Raw genomic sequence first — 20,923 nt, forward strand, 5'->3', positions numbered from 1 at the left:
AACTTGTCTATAAAATTAGCATAACAGAGGAGTATGGTATGCGTTTAGGATTACAGGTTCCCAGTTTTACCTGGTCACAGGATCAGGGATTGATTGGGGATACGTTTGCAACGATCGCTGAGCGTGCTGAGCGCGCCGGACTTTATAGTCTGTGGGTGATGGACCATTTCTTCCAGATTCGTATGGTCGGGCCCGCTGAAAATGAGATGTTAGAGGGCTGGAGTGCGCTGGCCTTTGCCGCCGGGCGCACCAATCACATTAAGCTGGGCACGATGGTAACCGGTATTACATATCGTCATCCCGGCGTGCTGATCAAAACCGCCACGACACTGGACGTGCTTTCACATGGCCGCGCGTATTTTGGCATCGGGGCCGCCTGGAACGAAGAAGAGCACAAAGGATTGGGCGTGCCCTTCCCACCTCTGGCCGAGCGCTTTGAGCGCCTGGAAGAGACCCTGCAGCTCGCCCACCAGATGTGGGCCGGTGATGATAAGCCTTTCAATGGTACTCACTATAGCCTGGAACGGCCACTCAACTCGCCCCTGCCGGTACATAAACCGCATCCTCCCATCCTGATCGGCGGCAGTGGTGAGAAAAAGACCCTGCGCATGGTAGCTCAATATGGTGATGCCTGCAATCTCTTCGCCCGCGTGGGTAAAGAAGAGCTGCAACGCAAGCTCAATATCTTGCAGGACCATTGCCAGACCGTGGGCCGTCCTTATACAGATATCGAAAAGACCACGCTGGATGTGATCCATATCACCAAAGATGGTCGCAATAATACGCTTTCGCCAAACGCTGCGATTGATCTCTTTGGTAGCCTGGCAGAGCAGGGCATCGACCAGGCGATCTTCAGCATGCCAAACGTGGCCGATCTGGAGCCATTTGATCTGCTGGCGACCCGCATCATTCCAGAAGTAGAAAAAATCAAAGTAGCTGGCCGCTAGTCACAATACAGAAAGAAAGGGAGATCGATGGCACAGCGGACACAGTTAACCACGGCCGAGCGAGATTTCGTGCTGCGCCTGCGGGTAGCGCGCCTGGCTACAGCGGATGCGCAGGGAAGCCCAACGCTGATTCCCGTTTGCTATGCCTTCGATGGAACCCATTTTTTCACGCCCCTGGATGAAAAGCCCAAACGTGTGCCCGGCTTGCAATTGCGTCGGGTACACAATATTGAGGCGCGTCACGAAGCCAGTCTGCTCATTGATCAATATAGTGATGATTGGAGTCAGCTCGGCTATGTCCAGATCTATGGCTATGCCGAGCTGATCTATCCCACACACCCTCTCCATCAGTCAGCCCTGCTCCTGTTACGCGAACGATACAATCAGTATCGCCAGATGGCCCTTGAACAGGCGCCTTTTATCCTACTTACGCCACAACGTATTCGCTCCTGGGGGCCCGCGCTCCAACCATAGCCTGCTTCAAACTGGCATCTACTCATAACTCTTTCCATCTATCCTCACAACTACCTCACAGGAGGATTTTTGCCTATTGACAGTTTAAATGTATTGATGCATGATAATAAAGCTTATTGGTCAGAACCGATGATTTGGAGGAGAAGCTGCTATGTCTACAATTTTCAAATATCCCCGCACACCTCATATTGAAGGTTCTGGCATCCAGGCAGGCGACGAAGATCTATCGGTGCTACCATTTCGCGAGCTACTCGGAAAATACCTGGTGGTAGAAGAAAAGGTCGATGGCGCCAATTGCGCCCTGAGCTTTGATGAAAGCGGGCAATTACAATTACAGAGCCGTGGCCACTATTTAACCGGTGGGCCACGCGAGGCACAATTTCAATTGTTTAAAAGCTGGGCCTATAGCCACACTACAGATTTTATGGATATCCTTGCTGATCGCTATATTCTGTATGGTGAATGGCTCTACGCCAAACATACCGTTTTCTATACCGAACTCCCCCACTACTTCCTGGAGTTTGACATTTATGATAAAAGCACAGCGACATTTTTAAGTACCGAACAGCGACAGACCTTGCTGGCACAACTCCCTTTTGTGGTTTCAGCCAGGGTACTCTATCAGGGTCCACTGCAAAAGTTACAGCAGCTACAAGAGTTGCTGGTACGCTCCCCCTATATCGGTGATAATCACCTAGAACAACTGCGCGCCCTATGCGAGGAAAGAAATTTGCGTAGCGAGCAAGTACTCAAAGAGACCGATCCCAGCAACAGGATGGAAGGTCTATATATTAAAGTTGAAGACAAAGATTGTGTACAAGAGCGTTGGAAATATGTACGAGCCAGCTTTAAGCAAACCATGCAGAGCTCTGAAAGTCATTGGATGAATCGTCCAATCATCCCCAATCTCTTACGCCAGGATGCATCTCTGTTTTGAGAGTGTCAGACTCTCATCTTACCGGGACGCGCGAGCACTCCCACACGGGCGTCCGCGCTGGTTTTCTATGTTGGTGCAATAGGGGCACATCCGCGCCCCTGTTGCACCAACATAGAAACGGCTTTCTGAGCACCGCAGAAGAATACTTCTTGAGCGCCAAAGGCGCGCAAACTCAGGCGTGAAGAGCGAAGATATATATCTTTAAGATTAAATGGAAAAGCGCGAGGTGCCCAATGTTACTACAGACACCCTATATGCAACAACAGCCAGGAACAAGCACGGATTTCTTCCCGCTTTGTCCGCAGCCAACCCAACAGTGGAGCCTGGATTGGGAGGCGCTACAGCGGCAATTCTCCTGGCTTCGGGCGATGGCCGGGGTACCACAGTATCCAGCCTATCATGCTGAAGGGGATGTATTGATTCACACTCACATGGTTACGGCTGCGTTGGTCCAGCATGAACAATGGCGCTCGCTGCCAGCGGATGAACGGCAGCTCTTGTTTGCCGCCGCGCTCCTGCACGATGTTGGCAAACCAGCCTGCACAAAAATCGAGCCAGACGGCATGATCAGTTCACGCGGACATGCGCGCCGGGGAGAGTTCATAGCGCGGCGCCTTCTCTGGACCGCTGTCGAACTAGATAAACCAGTGCCTTTCGCCCAGCGCGAATATCTCGCTCGCCTGGTACGCCTGCATGGCTTACCACTACAATTTCTTAATCGCGCCAATCCAGAGAAATCTATTACCGAGGCCAGTCAGAATGTGCGCCTGGACCACCTGGCACTGCTAGCCGAGGCTGACGTGCTGGGCCGCATTTGCACTGATCAAGCAGAATTACTGGAGCGGGTTGAACTCTTCAGGGTGCTCAGTCAGGAACAGCAGTGCTATACAGCGCCCCGAGCCTTTGCCTCGGACTATAGCCGCTTTATATATCTACACAGCGAACAGGGCTATGCCGATTACGAAGCCTATGATGATACCATTTTTGAAGTCGTAATGTTAGCAGGACTACCCGGAGCAGGTAAAGATAGTTGGATTCAGCGCCACTATCCATCATGGCCTGTGGTCTCATTGGATGGCATCCGCAAGGAGCTAAAGATCACCGCACTGGATAACCAGGGACATGTGGTGCAGCTAGCCCGTGAACGCGCACGGGAATATATGCGGCAGGGCCAATCATTTGTCTGGAACGCTACCAATACCACCCACTTATTACGGCGTCAATTGATTGATTTTTTTATCTCTTATAAAGCTCGCGTTCATATCGTATATTTAGAAGCACCTTATGACGTCATTATAAAGAGAAACCATGAAAGGAGTGCCAGCGTGCCTGTAGCCGTTATTGATAAGCTTTTAAATAAGCTGGAGATACCCGATATAACGGAGGCACACCAGGTCGATTGGATTAACAATGGCTAAATAGAAAGGAGGTGCACGATCAGTTAACACTCGCTAGCTCGCGGCTTATCTATTTGTATGGCAATCCGCATCTTCGAGGAGTAAAACATGTTCGCGAACATCAAACACCGCTATCGGTTTACGACACTTATCCTTTCTTGCGTGACAATATTGACGCTCATCTTAAGTGCCTGTACCCCGGCCGGGACAGCGAATAAACCATCTCAGAACACAACTGGCAAGATTACAAATGGGGGAGTCTGGATCGATGACCTGGTCAATGAGCCAGATTCGTTTATCCCAAATGGGACGGTACAGACATTTGCGCAGATGGTAATGCAGGCATTATATTCGCCACTATTTATTGGTGACGCAGAGGGTCAGATCCACCCGGGCCTGACAACGCGTATGCCAACCGTTGCCAATGGCGATATCAGCCAGGACCAGAAGACCTGGACCTTCCACCTGCGTCCAAATCTGGTCTGGTCCGATGGCCAACCACTGAATGCCGATGATGTTTACTTTACCTGGCAACTGTGGAAGAATCCTTTGTTTGCCGCCTCAAATACAAACATTATCAATCATATTCAGTCAGCTGAGGTCTCATCCGACAAGCTATCCATCACCTTTCATCTAAAAGATGCCTTTGCTCCATTTTTGACCGCCTGGACCGATGGGGGCTATGCACCATTACCTAAACACCACTTTGAAAGCATTCCGCCTGACCAGATCAAGAAGTCCAGTGATAATCGCTCGCCCAGCGTGGTCAGCGGCCCCTTTATGATGTCGGAAAGCAAGCCCGGCGATCATTATACGCTTGTGCGTAATCCGAAATATTATCGCGCCGCTGAACATCTACCGCACCTGGATAAGATTATTTTCCGCGCGGTCGGCAACCAGGCCACTATCCTTGAGGATCTGAAGTCAGGCGCGATCGATTCTGCCTGGTTCCTGGATGCTTCTAAGATTCCTGCCTATAAGAAGCTCAGTAATTACCAGTTGATCCAGACAACTTCAGCAGGCTATGAGGCGATCCATTTCAACGAGAATAATCCAGCTTTGAAGGATGTCAATGTTCGTAAAGCCATTGCTCTGGCTGTGGACCGCCAACAGTTGATCCAGGTTGCGCGCCAGGGGGCGGCCCAACCGATCTGTACCGACCATAGTTCAGCCTACAAACCTGGCTATCAGCAAGATGCCGCATGTCCCGCATTTAATATTGAGGCGGCAAATCAGTTGCTGGATAGCGCTGGCTGGAAGCTTGGACCAGATAAGGTACGACAGAAAAATGGTCTGCGCCTGGAATTCCAATATTCCACTACCGCCAATAATGCCTGGCGCGAAGAGGACGAGACCATCAACCAATCAACATTCCAGAAGATTGGGGTCAAAATCGATATCCACAATTATCCGGCCTCAACCTTTTTCAGTACCTTTTTACAAGGTGGTAAACCAGGGAATTATGACCTGGCAGAATGGTCGAGTAGCTATAATTATGACGCCAATGATGCCGCTAACTATGCCTGTGATCAAATCGGCAAATCCAACTTTAACTGGTACTGCAATCCGGCCCTGGATACCCTGTTTGGTAAAGAACAGCAGAACACCGATCCCAATGCACGCCAGCAAGTATTCAACCAGATCCACGATATCCTGCTGAAGGATTTCCCGACAGCAACCCTGTTCAGTCCCAATGATCTTTCCATTGCGATCAATGGCACACACAACTACAAACCGGGGCCGTTTGTGGCTTCCGAAACCGTCGATATCATGGATTGGTGGTGCGATAACGGGACGTGTCCCGCTAAAGGCTAAAAGAGTAGAAGGTTGGGGTCTCTGTGCCCCAACCTTTGTATCTCAGTTGGAAGGATGATGTCTATGGGGCAATATTTAATACGGCGGCTTTTACAGGCAATCCCACTGTTAATTTTGACTTCGATTTTGATGTTTTTGTTGATCCATGCGATCCCTGGAGGCCCGGATGCCGTCTATGATAATCCTAATCTGGACGCTGCTGGTCGCCAGGCGTTGCGCGCCAGCTTTGGCCTGAATGATCCATTACCGGTACAATACGCGAAATGGATTGGGAACGTGCTGCATGGCAATTTTGGCAATTCGCTCTATACCAGCCAGCCGGTCAGTGATGTACTGGCCCAACGCTTTCCAGCCACGCTAGAGTTGTTTGTCAGTGCCTTTATACTCTCTCTCCTGATGACGGTGATTCTAGGCACCGTTTCGGCGGCCTATCAGGGTAAATCACTGGACTATACCATTACTTCGCTGGCATATTTTGGTATCTCGATGCCGATCTTTTTACTCGGACTCATCATGCAGAATGTCTTTGCCTCCACCCTGAACTGGCTCCCTCCCTCAGGAACGGCGACCCTGGGCTATACTTTTAGTCCATTCAATGCCTTGCTGGATCATTTGATGCACCTGTTAATGCCGATGGTGGTGCTGGCTGTGACCTTCACGGCACGTTGGAGCCGCTATCTGCGCACCAGTATGATCGATGTATCACGGCAGGACTATATGCGTACCGGGCGAGCCAAGGGTGTATCCCCATCCAGACTGTTACTACAGCACGCGCTACGCAATGCGGTGATTCCTTTGATTACGATCGTGGCCATTGACTTTGGCTCGGTAGCGGGTGGCGCCGCCATCACCGAGGGCGTCTTTGCCTGGCCAGGCATGGGACAACTCTTTATCGATTCACTCGATCGGCGCGACTATCCGGTCCTGCTGGCCTCACTACTGTTAAGCGCGATCTTTGTCATTATCTTTAACCTGATTGCAGATATTCTCTATGGCGTGATGGACCCACGCATCCGCTATTCATAATAGGAGAATCGCCATGGATACATCCGAGCAAGTTCAATCGCCAGAAGAAGATTTTGAGCTACCACAAGAATTGACTACAGAACTGACCCAGAAGCGGCGCAGCCAGGGTCGCATCATTTTTGATCGCTTTGTGCGTAACCGCGCGGCAACGGTAGGAGCGGTCTTCCTGGTCATCATGGTTCTCTGCTGCCTGATCATCCCTTTTATACCGGGACATACCACGCCCGATGCGGTTGGGCAGACGACCCCGTTCGCGGGCATCTCCTGGCAATATCCCTTTGGGGCGGATAATCTGGGTCGTGATACCTTTGCGCGTGCCATGATCGGCGGTCGTATCTCGCTACTGGTCGCCTTGAGCTCTATGCTGATCTCTATTTTACTGGGCACACTGATCGGGGCACTGGCCGGCTACTACGGTGGCTGGATCGATAATATCCTGATGCGCCTGACCGATACCATACTCACCATCCCACTCTATCTGCTACTCTTTGTGTTGTCGGCCACCTTTGCCGATGGTACCCCAACCAGCGTAATCTTATTGATTGCCGTCTTTGGTTGGACAACCTCGGCCCGCCTGGTGCGCGGTGAGTTTCTGTCCCTGAAGCAGCGTGAATTTGTGCAGGCCGCCACTACCATCGGCGCGCGCGGCCCCAGGCTGATGTTTTACCATATCCTCCCCAACGCGGCTGGACCCATTATCGTTAATGCTACCTTACTAGTGGGAAGCAACATTATCCTGGAATCGGTGCTCAGCTTTTTTGGCTTTGGCGTCAGTATCCCGGTGGCCAGCTGGGGCAGCATGATCAATCAAGGCCGCGACTACTTTGACTCATCGCCACGCCTGATCCTGATCCCGGGCATCCTGATCTTCCTGACTGTACTGAGCTGTAACCTGGTTGGAGATGGACTGCGCGACGCACTCGATCCACATATGACTGAGCGCTAAGCTAAATGCCCATTTTGTTGCTTTGTCTGTAACGTACCCTTATTAGCCTTTAGAAGCGGGCAGGCGTTTAGTGGTACGCAGCGTTTCGATTAAGGTGGGGAAGCCAACGCTGTCAACCAGGGCGCGCATGCGTCGAAAGCCTTCCCCATAGATCGGATCGGCATTCTGCTCTTTGCTCAGGCTGTGATAGCGACTCTCAGGGGTATTGGCTTCCTGGTAGTAGCGATAGGAGAGCAATTCACAGAACCCTCTTCAGCCCAGGGCGGGAGCTGATGGACACCGGTCACGATCAGCCAGACGTGACCCAGTTCATGAACTGTGACGCCTTGAAACAGGATGGCGGGCAAACCCAACAATACGGCGATACCATTGATCTCGGCCCGCACAAAGCGTCCATTCTGGGTATACATCGCACTGGTAGTCGCACCCAGGGAATGTCCGACATTGCCTTCACGCAATAAATCATTTAAATGGGCGCGCCCGCATAAATCCAGGCTCAATTTAAGGTTGTTGTACATCAAGCCCTGGCTATTCATCCAGCGAATGACGCGTGAAAAGAGCGGTTTGGCCTCAGCAGACGTATCGATGGCGCTACTACGACAGACGGGGCAGCGAATAGTCTCAGCATCCTGTTCCTGCTGCTGGGGCAGGACCAGGCGGCCACAATAGGAGCAGTGGGGAAATTGTTTTTCATGCTCCCGACAAAATTTCTGGCCCCAATAATCAACCAGAAATTCGCCGATCAACGGCTTGCCGCAATAAATACAATGGGGGGCAATCTGCCGGTTATAACATTCGATATGGTAGGGGAAACCCTGGTGGACTTGAAAACTGCTCCCCTGAATCATTTGCCCACAGCCAGCACAGAGGAAGTGCTCTGGATGCCAGGTGGCACCTAGAGCCCTGAGATAATTACCCCAGATAGGCTGTCCACAGCCTTTACAGATAGGTTGTATGGCACCCATAGTGTTTGCTTCCTACCGCTAGTAATGCCAACTTGATGCGACTTATTTGCTTATCAAATTGTCAATCGATAATAATCGTAGCGACTGAGCTGTGTAAAGCCGCAGGAGGTATAGAGTCCCAGTGCGTGCTCATTCTCAACTGCGACCTCTAAGACGATGTTTTTCTGTCCGCTCTTCAAAATCTCGTGCAACGCATAGATCAGTATCTGCCGCCCATAGCCACGTTTCTGATACTGGGGCAACACGCCAACACCCGCGATATAGGCATCGTGTGTGCTATTGAACACATCAATCTTACCGACGGCGACGTCATCAATACTGGCCACATAGAAAGTACGCCGGTCATCGTTCAGCATTCTGGTCGAATACCAATCTACTTCTTCTTCAGGTATAGCAAATGCGGCCGCGGTAATAGATTGCAGAATAGCTCGATCATCCACACCAGCCTGGCGGAATTGTAGCGGAGAAGAGGCTGATAGTGCCGGCGGTTGTGGTGATCGGAAGGCCATTTTATACTCAGAATGATCATACTGTGGCTTTAGGGCTGCTACAAAGGCCTGTCCAGAGGCAGATTGATTTTCAACGATGAACAACAAGGAGGGCAATTGTCGTCTCTGACATTCTTTACGTGCTGCCTCCAGCAAGGTTGTAAAAATGCCACGCCGGCGCCAGTCGGGCGCGACCATGCCACTAACCTCAGCCTCCTGCGCGTTAAAGCAAAAGATGGGCAGATAGCCAACCAACTTTCCCTGCTCATAGTACAAAAAGTCATTTATCTCGTTCTTCGGGCGGGCCTGCAGGCTGACCCAATTCAACTTGAGATCTAACTGCTCATAGGCATTACATTCCTCAGCCAGCATCCCAATGGCGGCCAGTTCTTCCTGGCTCAAACCTTGCGCGATATACAAACCATGTCTACTCATTCAGTTGTATCTATGTCCTTCTATTGCCATAATAATTATCGTCATCGACACAATCTCGTCTATATAGTTCATCATACAATGAAAGTGTAAAAAAGTATAGAATAAAGAAGAACATGCAAATTTTTAGCCGCCTGAAGCCGGGATCGATTTTAGCCCGTAATAAGGGTACACACCATGTAGATAATGTGTAGCAAATCCATCATCTCAGTACTTGATTCCAAGGAGGACACGACGATGCCGAATAAAAAACCACTCAAGGGCGTTGGTGCAAAAGAAGAACGCCAGTATGAGAAGATCAAAGAATCGGCACAAAAAAGTGGCCGATACGGTGATCGTGCCGAGGAAGTAGCTGCTCGTACCGTCATGAAACATCACAAAGAAGAGCACCATAAAAAAGGTCAGTAGTACAAAAAAGAAGGGGCACATCTATGATATGTGCCCCTTCTTTTTTGTGTGGTGAGAGGTTGAAAACCACTAACCTACAGACGTAGTGTAATGAAGCAGGAAAGCGCAGGGGCCACTATCCGAAGTACTGACGTTACCAGTCACGCTACCATTGCCATGAGCATATACGTTGTTATTTTGGTAATAAACGTGGGTAGCATTGGCTACACAAAACGGATTGTTTTGCATATGATCGTATGTCCAGACGACAGCTTGAGTGTTATTATTCTGATAAGAAGAGCCAATGTTATGAGCGGCCTCAAACCAACCATCATTAGAAAGCCACCAACGATAATCCGAGCCACTATAATAAGTCACCGACCTACCATCATAATTGAAATTGATGTCATCCAGTACTTCATTGACATGGATGCCAACGGGATCCCACCAATCGGTGTGAAAATTACCAGCCCGGTTAGAGACCAACGGACTGACAGTGCCGCTAGAAGAGATAGATTGGCTGGCGGAGATGCCATTTTTTGTTGATGGATTGGTTAGAGCTGAGGTCGGAGTGCCAACAGCGATAAGTTGGGTGTGCGCTTGAGTATTGAGAGCTAGTTCAACCGCACCTAGTTTTATTCCCTTAGGAGCCGTCAAGTCATACGAGTAAATATAGGACCCACTAATAGCTTGTCCAAGAACGCTAAAGTAGCTTATACTTGACGGCTGGAGCAATCCCGAAGGCACCTTGAATGATTGTATATTGGGCGAATGTGTAGCCGACGCTTGAAATGCTTGCTGAGATACAACGGGTATCACATTTCCCTGAATTTTACCGCCTGCTACATTAAATTCTTGCGCGGCACTTGCTGCCAGGACTAAATGTGCAGGGAGAAGGCCAAATCCCAACGTCAGCATACTCAGTAAAGCCACGATTATATAAATGAAACAACGCGTGATTGTTTTAGCAGAGGTCTTTCTCCACATATCTGTTGCCTCCTAAGAATATGTTGTCCTGTTACAAGAATGTTTGATACAAAAACCTTAATGAAATCGAATTACTAGATGTGATCAAATGAGGAAGAATAGTTACAACACGGAAATGCGATCCCAGGGCTGAAGACCAGAGCAGGTGCCTCCCCAAACCAGAAGGACCGTCAGATCGGCGACATAGGCATAGACGGTACCAGTATTGGTGAAACGGGTATCTCTATTGGACCAGCTAGCGGTAAATGTCGCTGGTGAACCACTAAAGCTATTGAAGGTATTTCTTGTCTGATTCTGCCAACTCACCGTATAGTCAACGTGAACGATGATGCCAAGAGAGGAGTTGGCTGACTCGTTAAACGCAGCATTACCTCTACCCAGCGATTGAAGAGAGAGACTAGATGTGCCACAATCACCTGAAACAGTATTATTGGGAGTAGTTCCATTCGTCGTACAGAATCCATGATTCATGGCATACTTCCTGGCAGCAACCGAGAGATGGACACAATCTAGTTTTAAAGGGACAGTTTGAGATACCACAGCGTCATGAGGGCTGGCATGCGCCGATGCACTAAGCGTGCTTGCGACAAAGAGAAGGTTAACAAGCATTGCTGCTAGCAGAAGCAGGACTAGTTTGCGAGCAGTCGAAGAGAGTACCATTTGTACATCCTTTCTTTTTCGTACTAGCGATTCGACAAATACTTTTTAGAAGGCTCGCTATATACGTCTTTGGAATATCATGACGTACATCCTTTTCTTGATATCAGTTGCAGGACATGAAATATTTTCACGTAGCGAAGCTATCACTCTCTTTGATTGTAAATTTAAATCAGTAAAAGTCACCCCTTAGAAAGGGGGATTTCGTGACAGGGGAAATCAGCCAGGGAAAGAAAAATAGCCCCTTATTTTGGGAGGGGCTGGGGGAAACGATAAACAATGAGGGGTAGATAGAAACGAGCTGACACGTCAGAATAGTTATTAATGGGTCAATACCTTTCGTACCAGAGGCCAAAAAATACCCACAACAGCTATTAACGAGAAAGCAATTGCCATAAGGTAATACGAGGGGGGGATAGATGAACAAGAAAAATGCACCGAATCAGAAGGTGAGACAAGATCTTTTCCATTGCAGGCAGGATAAGCAATTAGAATAGCAATGAACAGAATGAACGCAGGCACAGCACCAAATCCTATAAAAAGCGCCCATAGGTTATGAAATCGCCAACGTATAATGCCATAGATCAGCATAAAAAGGCTGAGCAGCACAAGGGGAGCGCCCAGACTGAGTAGACTCAAAAGTCCCAAACCGAGCAGTGAGCCGGTTAGCAACCAATAGAAAGTATATCGAGCTTGCATGCCTCTCTCCTTTACCCGTAATTGACTGCATTATCTTTTAATGCAAATTATAGAAGAATAAATCATTTTATTGCAGTGAGTTTGCTCATGGCATCAGTGATGTACTAACTCATGATATTACAGCCCCCCTCTTCTTCTCGAAATACCCCCTTATTTAAGGGGGACAAACAAAGATTGAGCAACTATACTCATGACAGATATCGAAATTGGTTCATACGGCAATACGAAAGGAAGTTTTTATGACTACACGCCAACGCATTGAGACCTGGAGTGGATTACTCTCCCTAACATTTGGCATCCTCGGTCTGGCCTACGCCATATTTGGACCACTCTATCAGTACACAAGTAGTACAACAGATCCCAGCGGAAAGAGTGGTACAGCAAGTGGAACCGCCAATTTATTGCAGATGGGAATACAGCCGATAACACTGGTCATATTCTGTATACTATTGCTTGCACTGATTGGTGTCGCCATCGCGGCGCAGTTACACGGCCGTACAGGAAACAATGGCTGGCGTACAATCCTCTGGTTATCGACAGCTATTATTACAATTTTTATATTGATATCTATTCTCAGTGTAGGAATATTTTTTCTACCAGCGTTTCTGTTTGCTGCAATTGCCAGTATAATAACCTTATTGAGTAGAAACAGCCCAGCGACCAGATTGAGCTAGCATGGTGTTACGCAGAGGCTGAAGCAATATCAGGGGTACAAACCAAGCTCTCTAGCTCGTACCACTATCAGTGCGCGATTATGAATGTGGAGTTTCCCGTAGATATTCTTAATGTGCCACTGAACAGTACTTTTCGCAACCACCATAGATTGGGCTATCTCATCATTCGATAAGCCGGAGGCAACGTAACGTATGACCTCTATCTCACGCCTGCTCAAAGGTTCAATACCGACATCGGAGAAAGAAGTTCTTAGCGCATTACTTTGTTCGGATATACTATTTTTCTCGAACGGTTTTCCGAAAGCGCATAATAATTTCTCAATATACTGCCATATCATATTGCCGTGCGGGATAGTACGTCCTTTTTGTTGAGAGTTAAACAACTTTAATAGCAAGCACTGCATGGGCTGACCTTCGTCTACAAAGAGGCGAATGTAGCCCTCCTCTTGCGTAGATAAGAGTGTATCTTGTAGCATCTGTAAGCTCTGGCTAACAAGACCTTGCTTGAAATAAGCAAGTGACATCAACATTCGGCTCTCTAGCAGCATGCGCGTCTGCCCGGTTGACTCCAGCAGGGATAACTGTGAGTCCAAAAGATCCAATGCTTTTTTGGAATGTTTCAAAGCTATATGTATGCGTGCGAGCGTAACATTTTCAAACTCTCCCAGAAAGCTCCTCTGGGCAAGATCGTTCGCCGCATCAACCTCTTGCTGCATCAAGAGCAAGCGTACCTTATAGGTAGAAACCAGAGGGGTAACCCAAATCGGCAATTGTTGCCCTAGTGCCTGTTCTTCCGCCTGTTGAAGCATGTCGAGTGTTCCATCCTTATCTCCCTGTACATGTTTTATTGCCGCCAGCATAGCGTAGCCATAGACAACATACTCCCTGTTGCCCCATTGTTTGCTAAGAGAGATACCATCTACGAGATGCCGTTCCGCCGTCTCGAGTTCATTCCACTCATAGAGCAGGCTGCCCATCCCAACATATGCCATCCCAGCATAAGGCAACGGCTGCTTCTTCCTTTTATTAAACACTAACACTTGCTGGTATATTTTTGCGGCTGCATAGAGTTGACCTTGCATCCCTTTCATCGTCGCCAAGCTGCAGAGAGTAAGATAAGCCAAGTAAACATTGCCCATTTTTTGGCTGAGGATACTCGCCTCAGTAAAAGCCTGAACAGCTTCAATTACATTGCGGCTAAATGCGTAAATAAGCCCGAGGTTTAAGGTGACGGTACTACGCATAAAGAGATTGTTCGCAGACAGTTGCTCTAAAGCTTTATGAGCCAGGGCTATACTATGGGGTACATTTCCCTGAGATATATTGACATAGACATCTAAAGCTGTAATCTCTCCCTGAATATCCTGTAATTCATCATGATCCGTTATAACACTATTTGCTTCTTGATCTTGTTCAGAAACATTTCCACCTATTTGGTATGAAAGATAGTGATTTATCCCTTTTTGGCATAACGTAACCATAGTTGTGCTTCGCTGAGTTGTCCGGTTGTTGCCAGTCCCCAGCCACGTAGCAAGCACAGCTGCGGTTCTTTGCATACCAGATGCTCTGGCAGGGTATTTAGCCAACGTAGTAATGTCGTTATCTCTCCATTTTGTTCAAATATTTTTCCAACCCGCCTAATCAGTCGAACAGCCCGCTCAAAATCTGTTGCTGCTAGAGAGTGATCCACGGCTTCAGCCATAAAATTGTTCTGCTCATACCAGGCTGAAGCGCGCCGATGGAGAACCAACACTAGTTGAGGGTACAAGTACTGTAACCTATTGTATAGAAAGTCACCAAAAAGCTGACTATAGCGATACCAGTGCCGCTTCTCATCAAATGGGATAATAAACAAGTTTCCCTGTTCTAAGAGTTCCAGCATTATCTGTCCATTTTCACGCCCCGTCAGCACATTGCATAATGGTTCGCTGAGCTGATTAAGGATGGCCGTATGCAGTAAAAAATGCTGCACCTCTTCGGACTGTTGAGAAAACACCTCAGCCGTAAGATAGTCCAGGATGTAACGATGGCCTCCATTAAACACCGTAAGGAAATGAGAGATGTCAGTCCCACGTTGTAATGAGAGCGCAGCAAGTTGTAGCCCTGCAATCCATCCTTCTGTACGAGCCTGTATTTTGGTAGCAACATCCAAAGTGATATCTAGCTGCATCGTTTGGTTAAAAAACTCCAATGTCTCTTCAGTCGTAAAATAGAGATCTGTAGCATCTAAGGCAAGCAGTTGTCCACGTGCGCGTAAACGCGGCAAAGGTAATGGAGACATAGTCCGGCTAGCGATCACAATATGCATGTAGGGAGGCATGTGCTCTAAAAGCAGTGAAACGCTATCGTGAATAGGGGTGGTTTCAATAACGTGGTAATCGTCCAGTACAAGAACGAAATGCTCTTCAATTGTCATTAGAGCATTGATCAACATCGTGATTACAGCCTCGAAAGACGAACTTTGCGGAGTATGTAGCAGCGCCAGAGTATGTTCACCTATACCTGGATATAATGTTTCCAGAGCATTAATAAGATAGCTCCAGAAGCGTATCAAATCGTTGTCTCCTTTATCGAGAGAAACCCATGCGACAGGGCAGTGCTTCTGCTGCGCCCATTCGCTCAATAATGTTGTCTTACCAAAACCGGCAGGGGTTGAAATAAAGGTGATTTTCCGCTGTAACACTTCCTGCAGCTGATTAATAAGCTTTGAACGAAACACGACATGAGGACGTGTTGATGGTATGAGTAATTTGGTTATAAGGAGTGTATTCAACTGTAACATACTATAAGAGCCTTCTCTTTAAATTATGAATGAATAATCTCCGCTAATCCTGGATATTTCCAGCATATCTAACTATTTCTATTCGGGTAAAACTTTCACAGACAAATATTTTACTTTACAGGGCTGATTAGTTGCTTGTGTAACCTTTTTCTTCTATAAGGATGTGTATACTACAAGGAAAAGATATTTGTCAAGTACTTAAGTTTCTTGAAGTTTAAAATAAATTTATAATTTTGCATTATTTAGTTTGCATAAACATATAAATCATTCTTAATAAGCATTAGTTTGTATTTAGAATAAGCTTCTTTCAAATTAGCGGCACCCTGAGATCAACCTCAGCTAACGGGAATTTCACTATCAAGGTAAAAATATAGCTGCATCCTGGAGGTTCCGTGATATACTGTTGGAGAGATATCCAGTATAAAATATTATGGCATTTATAGCCAAAAGATGACCTCCTATTCAGGAAGCAGGAACAAGCATGCTCAATTCGGCGTCAATAAAGCTAGTCAATAGCTCGCGCTTTGCTCAACGATTCATCCGTCCACGTTACGATTCTTATTGCTTCTCTAATCTTCCTGCAACGATTCAGTTTCTGCTTACCGGCAATGGACAAAGCGCCCTACCCCTCGATGTATTTGGAGATTTACCAACTCAGTATGATACGGTGGTGCTCTTCTTTATTGATGCCTTTGGCTGGCGCTTCTTTGAAAAGTACGCGGACAAATATGAATTACTGAAAACCTTTATGGCGGAAGGGGTGGTCTCGAAGATGACTTCCCAGTTTCCGTCAACCACGGCAGCCCATGTCACCTGCATCCATACCGGACTCAATGTAGGCCAGAGTGGGGTCTACGAATGGAATTATTATGAGCCGCTGGTCAATGATATCATCTCGCCCCTGACCTTTTCCTTTGCGGGCGAGAAGTTTACGCGTGATACCATCAAAAACTCTGGCATTGCCCCACAGCTTTTTCCCGCGCCAGACCTTCTACCAGACCTTACAAGCTGGCATTGATTCACATATCCTGCAGTATCAGGCCTACACCCCCTCTACCTACTCGGATATCGTCTTCCGTGGGGCCGAGGTCCATCCTTATAACGTGATCTCTGAGGCTTTTACCAACCTGAGCACAATGCTCAACCGTCCACAAAAACGACCTACCTACTATTTTCTCTATTTTGATCGCATCGATACGACCTGTCATAATTACGGTCCTTCATCCAAACAACTGGACGAAGCTGTTGATCTCTGTTTGAATCAGATGAACCAGCTCTTTCTGCAAACCACGCGCCACAGTACAGGCAAAACATTATTTATGATGACCGCAGATCATGGACAGGTCGAGGTCAGTCCTTACAATACCTATTATGTCAATCAGCAGATGCCCATTATCAATCGCTACCTCAAAACCAATAGCCGTGGTCATGTGCTGGCACCGGCGGGCTCGGCGCGCGATATGTTCTTACATATCAAAGAAGAGTATCTGGAGACAGCGGTCAATGAACTACGGCAACGCCTGACCAACGGGCCTGACCAACAGGCCGAAGTCTATTTGACCCAGGAGCTGGTGGCCCAGAATTTCTTTGGTATGCAGCCACCTTCACGCACTTTCATGGAGCGCGTGGGCAATGTCGTTATCCTGCCCTACAAACGCGAAACCGCCTGGTGGTATGAAGAAAACAAATTTAGCATGCATTTCCAGGGCCATCACGGCGGCCTGACTCCCGAAGAAATGGAGATACCACTGCTACTCATGGCCCTCTAAGCGCCCAAATATTGACGCCCCCTTATGCAATCCCAAATAAAAGCGAGCACCAGAAGAGCGTTCCTGGTGCTCGCTTTTATGCTGATTTCTACTCTACTCGTAGCGCAGGACTTCCAGAGGGCGTACACGTACGGCGCTCCAGGCCACGCAGACGGCGATAAACATGGATAGGACCACTGAGCCCAGGACCAGTCCCAGGACAATGGGGGTGTCGACGCTAAAGCTGGCATTAAAGGCGAATTTGCCGAGTAGCCAGGTGATCAAGGAGGCCAGGACCATGGCCACCAGGGCTCCCAGGCCACCGACAAGGCCATTCTCAAGCATGACTTCACCCAATATGGTGCGGCTGGTATAGCCAACTGACTTGAGGATACCCAGCTCGCGCCGCCGCTCTAACATGGCCAGGGCAACCGCGTTGGCGATGATGATGATACCAGCCAACAAGGTCAGCGAAGCGATCGTGGTCAACGTCAACAGGATATCGTTGAGTAGCTGGTTGATAAAATCGGTCAGGCTGGCCAGGTTCAGCAGAAAGGCCTTTGGCACCGTCTGCCCGATCTGATCCACAGCACCATTCAACTTATTGGGATCAATCTTCATGTAGAAGACAGTCTGATCAAGTCCAGCTGGCGTGAGCGCTTTGACCGTATCGGTGGTGCCCAGGATCGGCTCAAAATTGGCGCCCAGCGTCTTCTGATCATAGAAGCCCACCACCGTTACAGTTTTGATGCTGACCTGATCGATTCCCACCAGGGTAATCTTATCACCAACCTTGAGCTGTACACCGTTCAGCTGCGCCAGCGAAGAGCGCACCAGCACATTATTGGTACCGGCATCATCTAGATTCAGGTTGCGCCCCTGCGTGATCGCAATAAAGTTGAGCGAAGGGAACTGGTTATTACCAACATCATAACCTTCAACACCATTGGTCAGCGAGAGCAGTTGTCGGCGCACCTGGGCACTCTTAGAGCCATTGACATAGGTCGCAAATGGCTTGCCCTTGACAGCCGCCGGTACCGTAGAGGCAAGCGTGTGCTCCTGATAGGTACTCAGACCCGCAAGGCGCGGCAACAGATTATTAAGCTTTTTGGTATCGTCATTCGAGGTAATCGAGTAGACATTATAGTTTAACGTATGGGAAATCACCTCATTGACCTGGGTGCGCAAATTCTGTCCCAACGCCAGGATCAGGCCGATGGTAAAGATACCAACGAACAGGGCCAGCATCGTAGTAGTGGTACGAGCTCGCTGTCGGGCCAGGTTACGCAAGGCCATCTTGGTCGAGGCTTTCAGCGTACGAGGGACAAACATCACGAAGAGTCCCAGGAGAGCAAAGCCCATAAAGAGCAGACCATAGGGTGGCGCTACGCGATAGAGGGCATATGCAATGCCCGCCACGACTACAACCAGTAAGATCTGCCAGAAACTGAAGCGCTCGGGCACCGGTAATTTGCTGACCAGCACGATCAACAGGCTCAACACCAGGCTCAGCAGGCCCAGAAAGATAAAGATCCCATAGACCGAGATCGTACCCAGGCGAATATCGCCGTTCAGGATCACAATCGAGAGCACACAGAACAGGATCGAGAGTACGATCATGAGAATGGTGGTCAAGGCGATACTACTAATACCACGCCCCTCGGGTAGTTCACGGATCACATTCAACGGACGGATATTGGCCGCCTGTACGATTGGCAAGAGGCCAAAGATCAGCGCGGTAGAGACGCCAATAACCATGCCCCCAATGATCGTAAACCAGTCCAACACAAAGGGCACATTCAAGCCGAAATTCTGCTCGACCAGGTTGCGCACCAGGTAACTAATGCCGGTGGCGGCAGCAGCTCCCAGCAAGCCGCCAGCCAGACCCAGCAGGCCAGCTTCCAGACCAAACAGCAAATAGAGATCAAAGCGCCGGTAACCAGTGGTCTTAAGCATAGCAATCTCGGTACGGCGACGCGAGAGCAGTACCTGCATCGTATTGACGATACCGACACCACCAATCAACAAAGCCAGCAGGCCAGCAATTTCCAGGAACTTACGAATATTATCGATAACCGACTGCTGCTGTTTCAACACATCGGCCGCAGTCTGCGTAGTAGCGATCGGAAACTGTTGTTGAATCTCTTTAACAGCAGCGTCGATTTTGGACTTTTCAGCCGTTACATCGACGGTATCATAGGTAACGGCCGCCTTCGGCGCGGAGGCGATATAATCATTCACCGAGAGCAATACCACGCTACCCGACTGGGCCAGCACACCTGTCTCAGTAACGATACCAGCGATTTTAGTATGGATGACGCGCCCACTCTGTCCACGCGTCCCACCACTGATCGTAATATCCAGGCTATCGCCCAGCTTCTTTTTATACTGATCGATAAACGGCTGCGTCACCACCACACCATCATTCTTGACCAGCGCGCTCAAGCTGCCATGGGCGGGACTGCTAAAGGTCGGCGGGGTAACGGTCGCGGCTGGATAATGCGCCGCATCGATGATACGCATACTAAAGGTTTGCCGTTGTGAGGCCTGAGCACCCGTAGAGGCCTGGGAGGTAATCACCGGCGTATAATCGGTAATCGAACCATCCTTCTTCCAGGCATCAAAGTGCTTCAGATCGTCTTTGGTAAACGGCTGCTGAGAACGAATGGCGATATCACCGCCATTGGCATCGCGCACATTTCCAGTGAAGGCGTTGTTGATCATCAAACCAACCAGTTGCAACGCCACAATCGCCATCACACCTACGGCGACACAAAAGATCGCCAGTAAGGTACGTTGGCCACCACGGAAGAGAGAGCGCGAAGTATAGTTAAAATACATCGAGGCTTTCATTATTGAGTGATTCTCCCGCCCGTGGTATCCAGTTCGCTGATCAAGCCATCCACAATACGGATCGCATGATCGGCATGGCCAGCCACATTTGGATCGTGGGTGGCAATGATAAAGGTCTTACCCGTCTTCTCGCGCAGATCGGCGATCAAACTCAAAACGTTCTCGCCATTGCGCGCATCCAGGTTACCGGTAGGCTCATCAGCAATGACAATCGCGGGATCGGTCGAGAGGGCGCGGGCAATGGCCACACGCTGTTGCTCACCACCGGACAACTGACTGGGACGATGACCTAGCCGGTGTGAGAGGCCAACCAGTTCCAGCAATTCTTTAGCGCGAGCCGAGGGCGAACCCTTATGTTTGCCCACATATAGAGGGACCTCAACATTTTCCTGAGCCGTCAAAGTCGGGATCAAATTAAAGGCCTGAAAGACCATGCCAATCTTCTGATTGCGCACCGCCGCCAGTTTCCCCTCACTCATACGCGCAATATCAATCCCATCCACCAATACCTGCCCACTACTGGGATTATCCAGACCAGCGATAATGCCCAGCAAAGTGCTTTTACCCGAGCCAGAGGGTCCAACAATAGAGACAAATTCACCACTGAGAATTTGAAAACTAATGCCCTTAAGAATATCTATGCGCTCACGCCCTAAAGGTAAACTTTTCGTAATATTACGCACATCCATTACAACTTTACGTGGCTCGG

The 20,923-nt window shown here is 48.8% G+C and carries 21 protein-coding genes; 11 read left to right on the top strand and 10 right to left on the bottom strand.

Annotated elements, in window-relative coordinates; all coding sequences use genetic code 11:
• The first annotated feature begins 38 nt into the window (after positions 1 to 38).
• The 7 genes from EL645_RS06545 to EL645_RS06575 all read left to right on the top strand — a co-directional run bounded on the left by EL645_RS06545 (position 39) and on the right by EL645_RS06575 (position 7,542).
• Positions 39 to 947, top strand: a complete 909-nt coding sequence (locus EL645_RS06545; RefSeq protein ID WP_126549276.1) for an LLM class F420-dependent oxidoreductase — start codon at positions 39 to 41, stop codon at positions 945 to 947.
• Between the two features lie 27 nt (positions 948 to 974).
• On the top strand, positions 975 to 1,421 hold the full coding sequence (locus tag EL645_RS06550) for a TIGR03668 family PPOX class F420-dependent oxidoreductase (protein WP_126549277.1): 447 nt from the start codon (positions 975 to 977) through the stop codon (positions 1,419 to 1,421).
• Positions 1,422 to 1,572: 151 nt separating this feature from the next.
• Positions 1,573 to 2,358 (top strand): RNA ligase family protein, encoded by a 786-nt coding sequence (locus tag EL645_RS06555; protein ID WP_126549278.1) that lies wholly within the window; start codon positions 1,573 to 1,575, stop codon positions 2,356 to 2,358.
• A 233-nt stretch (positions 2,359 to 2,591) separates the two neighbouring features.
• Positions 2,592 to 3,776 (top strand): AAA family ATPase, encoded by a 1,185-nt coding sequence (locus EL645_RS06560; protein WP_246035295.1) that lies wholly within the window; start codon positions 2,592 to 2,594, stop codon positions 3,774 to 3,776.
• An 87-nt stretch (positions 3,777 to 3,863) separates the two neighbouring features.
• Positions 3,864 to 5,570: an ABC transporter substrate-binding protein gene (locus EL645_RS06565; RefSeq protein WP_126549279.1), complete on the top strand. Its 1,707-nt coding sequence runs from the start codon at positions 3,864 to 3,866 to the stop codon at positions 5,568 to 5,570.
• Positions 5,571 to 5,633: 63 nt separating this feature from the next.
• On the top strand, positions 5,634 to 6,596 hold the full coding sequence (locus EL645_RS06570; protein WP_161977177.1) for an ABC transporter permease: 963 nt from the start codon (positions 5,634 to 5,636) through the stop codon (positions 6,594 to 6,596).
• A gap of 13 nt (positions 6,597 to 6,609) precedes the next feature.
• Entirely contained in the window at positions 6,610 to 7,542 is a 933-nt protein-coding gene (locus EL645_RS06575; protein ID WP_126549281.1) for an ABC transporter permease, read from the top strand.
• A gap of 42 nt (positions 7,543 to 7,584) precedes the next feature.
• Here the strand turns inward: EL645_RS06575 and EL645_RS06580 are convergent, their stop codons facing one another.
• From EL645_RS06580 to EL645_RS06590, 3 genes are read right to left on the bottom strand one after another with little or no spacing between them, the layout of a single operon-like run.
• Positions 7,585 to 7,779, bottom strand: a complete 195-nt coding sequence (locus EL645_RS06580) for a hypothetical protein (RefSeq protein WP_126549282.1) — start codon at positions 7,777 to 7,779, stop codon at positions 7,585 to 7,587.
• Positions 7,719 to 8,507 carry a protein DA1 gene (locus tag EL645_RS06585; RefSeq protein ID WP_126549283.1) on the bottom strand — a complete coding sequence of 263 codons (789 nt, stop codon included), beginning with the start codon at positions 8,505 to 8,507 and terminating at the stop codon, positions 7,719 to 7,721. Before EL645_RS06585 ends, EL645_RS06580 begins: the two co-directional genes overlap by 61 nt.
• A 53-nt stretch (positions 8,508 to 8,560) precedes the next feature.
• Complete coding sequence (locus EL645_RS06590) at positions 8,561 to 9,430, bottom strand: GNAT family N-acetyltransferase (protein ID WP_126549284.1); 870 nt, start codon at positions 9,428 to 9,430, stop codon at positions 8,561 to 8,563.
• 234 nt (positions 9,431 to 9,664) lie between these two features.
• Here EL645_RS06590 and EL645_RS39975 point away from each other — a divergent pair, with 234 nt between their 5' ends.
• Positions 9,665 to 9,835, top strand: a complete 171-nt coding sequence (locus EL645_RS39975) for a hypothetical protein (protein WP_170207712.1) — start codon at positions 9,665 to 9,667, stop codon at positions 9,833 to 9,835.
• Between the two features lie 69 nt (positions 9,836 to 9,904).
• Here EL645_RS39975 and EL645_RS06595 read toward each other — a convergent pair whose 3' ends face one another.
• From EL645_RS06595 to EL645_RS06605, 3 genes are all read right to left on the bottom strand, one after another.
• Positions 9,905 to 10,732, bottom strand: coding sequence for a hypothetical protein (locus tag EL645_RS06595; RefSeq protein ID WP_126549285.1), 828 nt, complete (start codon positions 10,730 to 10,732; stop codon positions 9,905 to 9,907).
• Between the two features lie 171 nt (positions 10,733 to 10,903).
• On the bottom strand, positions 10,904 to 11,461 hold the full coding sequence (locus EL645_RS06600) for a hypothetical protein (RefSeq protein WP_126549286.1): 558 nt from the start codon (positions 11,459 to 11,461) through the stop codon (positions 10,904 to 10,906).
• Between the two features lie 318 nt (positions 11,462 to 11,779).
• Positions 11,780 to 12,157 (bottom strand): hypothetical protein, encoded by a 378-nt coding sequence (locus EL645_RS06605; protein ID WP_126549287.1) that lies wholly within the window; start codon positions 12,155 to 12,157, stop codon positions 11,780 to 11,782.
• A gap of 239 nt (positions 12,158 to 12,396) precedes the next feature.
• On the opposite strand from EL645_RS06605, the gene EL645_RS06610 reads away from it, so the two are divergent.
• Complete coding sequence (locus EL645_RS06610; RefSeq protein ID WP_126549288.1) at positions 12,397 to 12,831, top strand: hypothetical protein; 435 nt, start codon at positions 12,397 to 12,399, stop codon at positions 12,829 to 12,831.
• Between the two features lie 29 nt (positions 12,832 to 12,860).
• On the opposite strand, the gene EL645_RS06615 is transcribed toward EL645_RS06610, so the two are convergent.
• Both EL645_RS06615 and EL645_RS06620 read right to left on the bottom strand, forming a co-directional pair.
• Positions 12,861 to 14,312: a LuxR C-terminal-related transcriptional regulator gene (locus EL645_RS06615; protein WP_161977178.1), complete on the bottom strand. Its 1,452-nt coding sequence runs from the start codon at positions 14,310 to 14,312 to the stop codon at positions 12,861 to 12,863.
• On the bottom strand, positions 14,285 to 15,613 hold the full coding sequence (locus EL645_RS06620) for a winged helix-turn-helix domain-containing protein (protein WP_126549290.1): 1,329 nt from the start codon (positions 15,611 to 15,613) through the stop codon (positions 14,285 to 14,287). Before EL645_RS06620 ends, EL645_RS06615 begins: the two co-directional genes overlap by 28 nt.
• Positions 15,614 to 16,094: 481 nt before the next feature.
• On the opposite strand from EL645_RS06620, the gene EL645_RS06625 reads away from it, so the two are divergent.
• Positions 16,095 to 16,631, top strand: coding sequence for an alkaline phosphatase family protein (locus tag EL645_RS06625; protein ID WP_126549291.1), 537 nt, complete (start codon positions 16,095 to 16,097; stop codon positions 16,629 to 16,631).
• The gene (locus tag EL645_RS06630; protein ID WP_161977179.1) at positions 16,549 to 17,382 is read left to right on the top strand and encodes an alkaline phosphatase family protein; all 834 of its coding nucleotides are present in this window, start codon (positions 16,549 to 16,551) and stop codon (positions 17,380 to 17,382) included. Before EL645_RS06625 ends, EL645_RS06630 begins: the two co-directional genes overlap by 83 nt.
• Positions 17,383 to 17,475: 93 nt before the next feature.
• On the opposite strand, the gene EL645_RS06635 is transcribed toward EL645_RS06630, so the two are convergent.
• Positions 17,476 to 20,214: an ABC transporter permease gene (locus tag EL645_RS06635; protein WP_126549293.1), complete on the bottom strand. Its 2,739-nt coding sequence runs from the start codon at positions 20,212 to 20,214 to the stop codon at positions 17,476 to 17,478.
• Complete coding sequence (locus EL645_RS06640; protein ID WP_371865725.1) at positions 20,214 to 20,903, bottom strand: ABC transporter ATP-binding protein; 690 nt, start codon at positions 20,901 to 20,903, stop codon at positions 20,214 to 20,216. The genes EL645_RS06635 and EL645_RS06640 overlap by 1 nt, the downstream gene beginning before the upstream one ends.
• Positions 20,904 to 20,923 lie beyond the last annotated feature (20 nt).

The sequence above is a fragment of the Dictyobacter kobayashii genome (genome assembly GCF_003967555.1).
Classification (GTDB): Bacteria; Chloroflexota; Ktedonobacteria; order Ktedonobacterales; family Ktedonobacteraceae; genus Dictyobacter; species Dictyobacter kobayashii.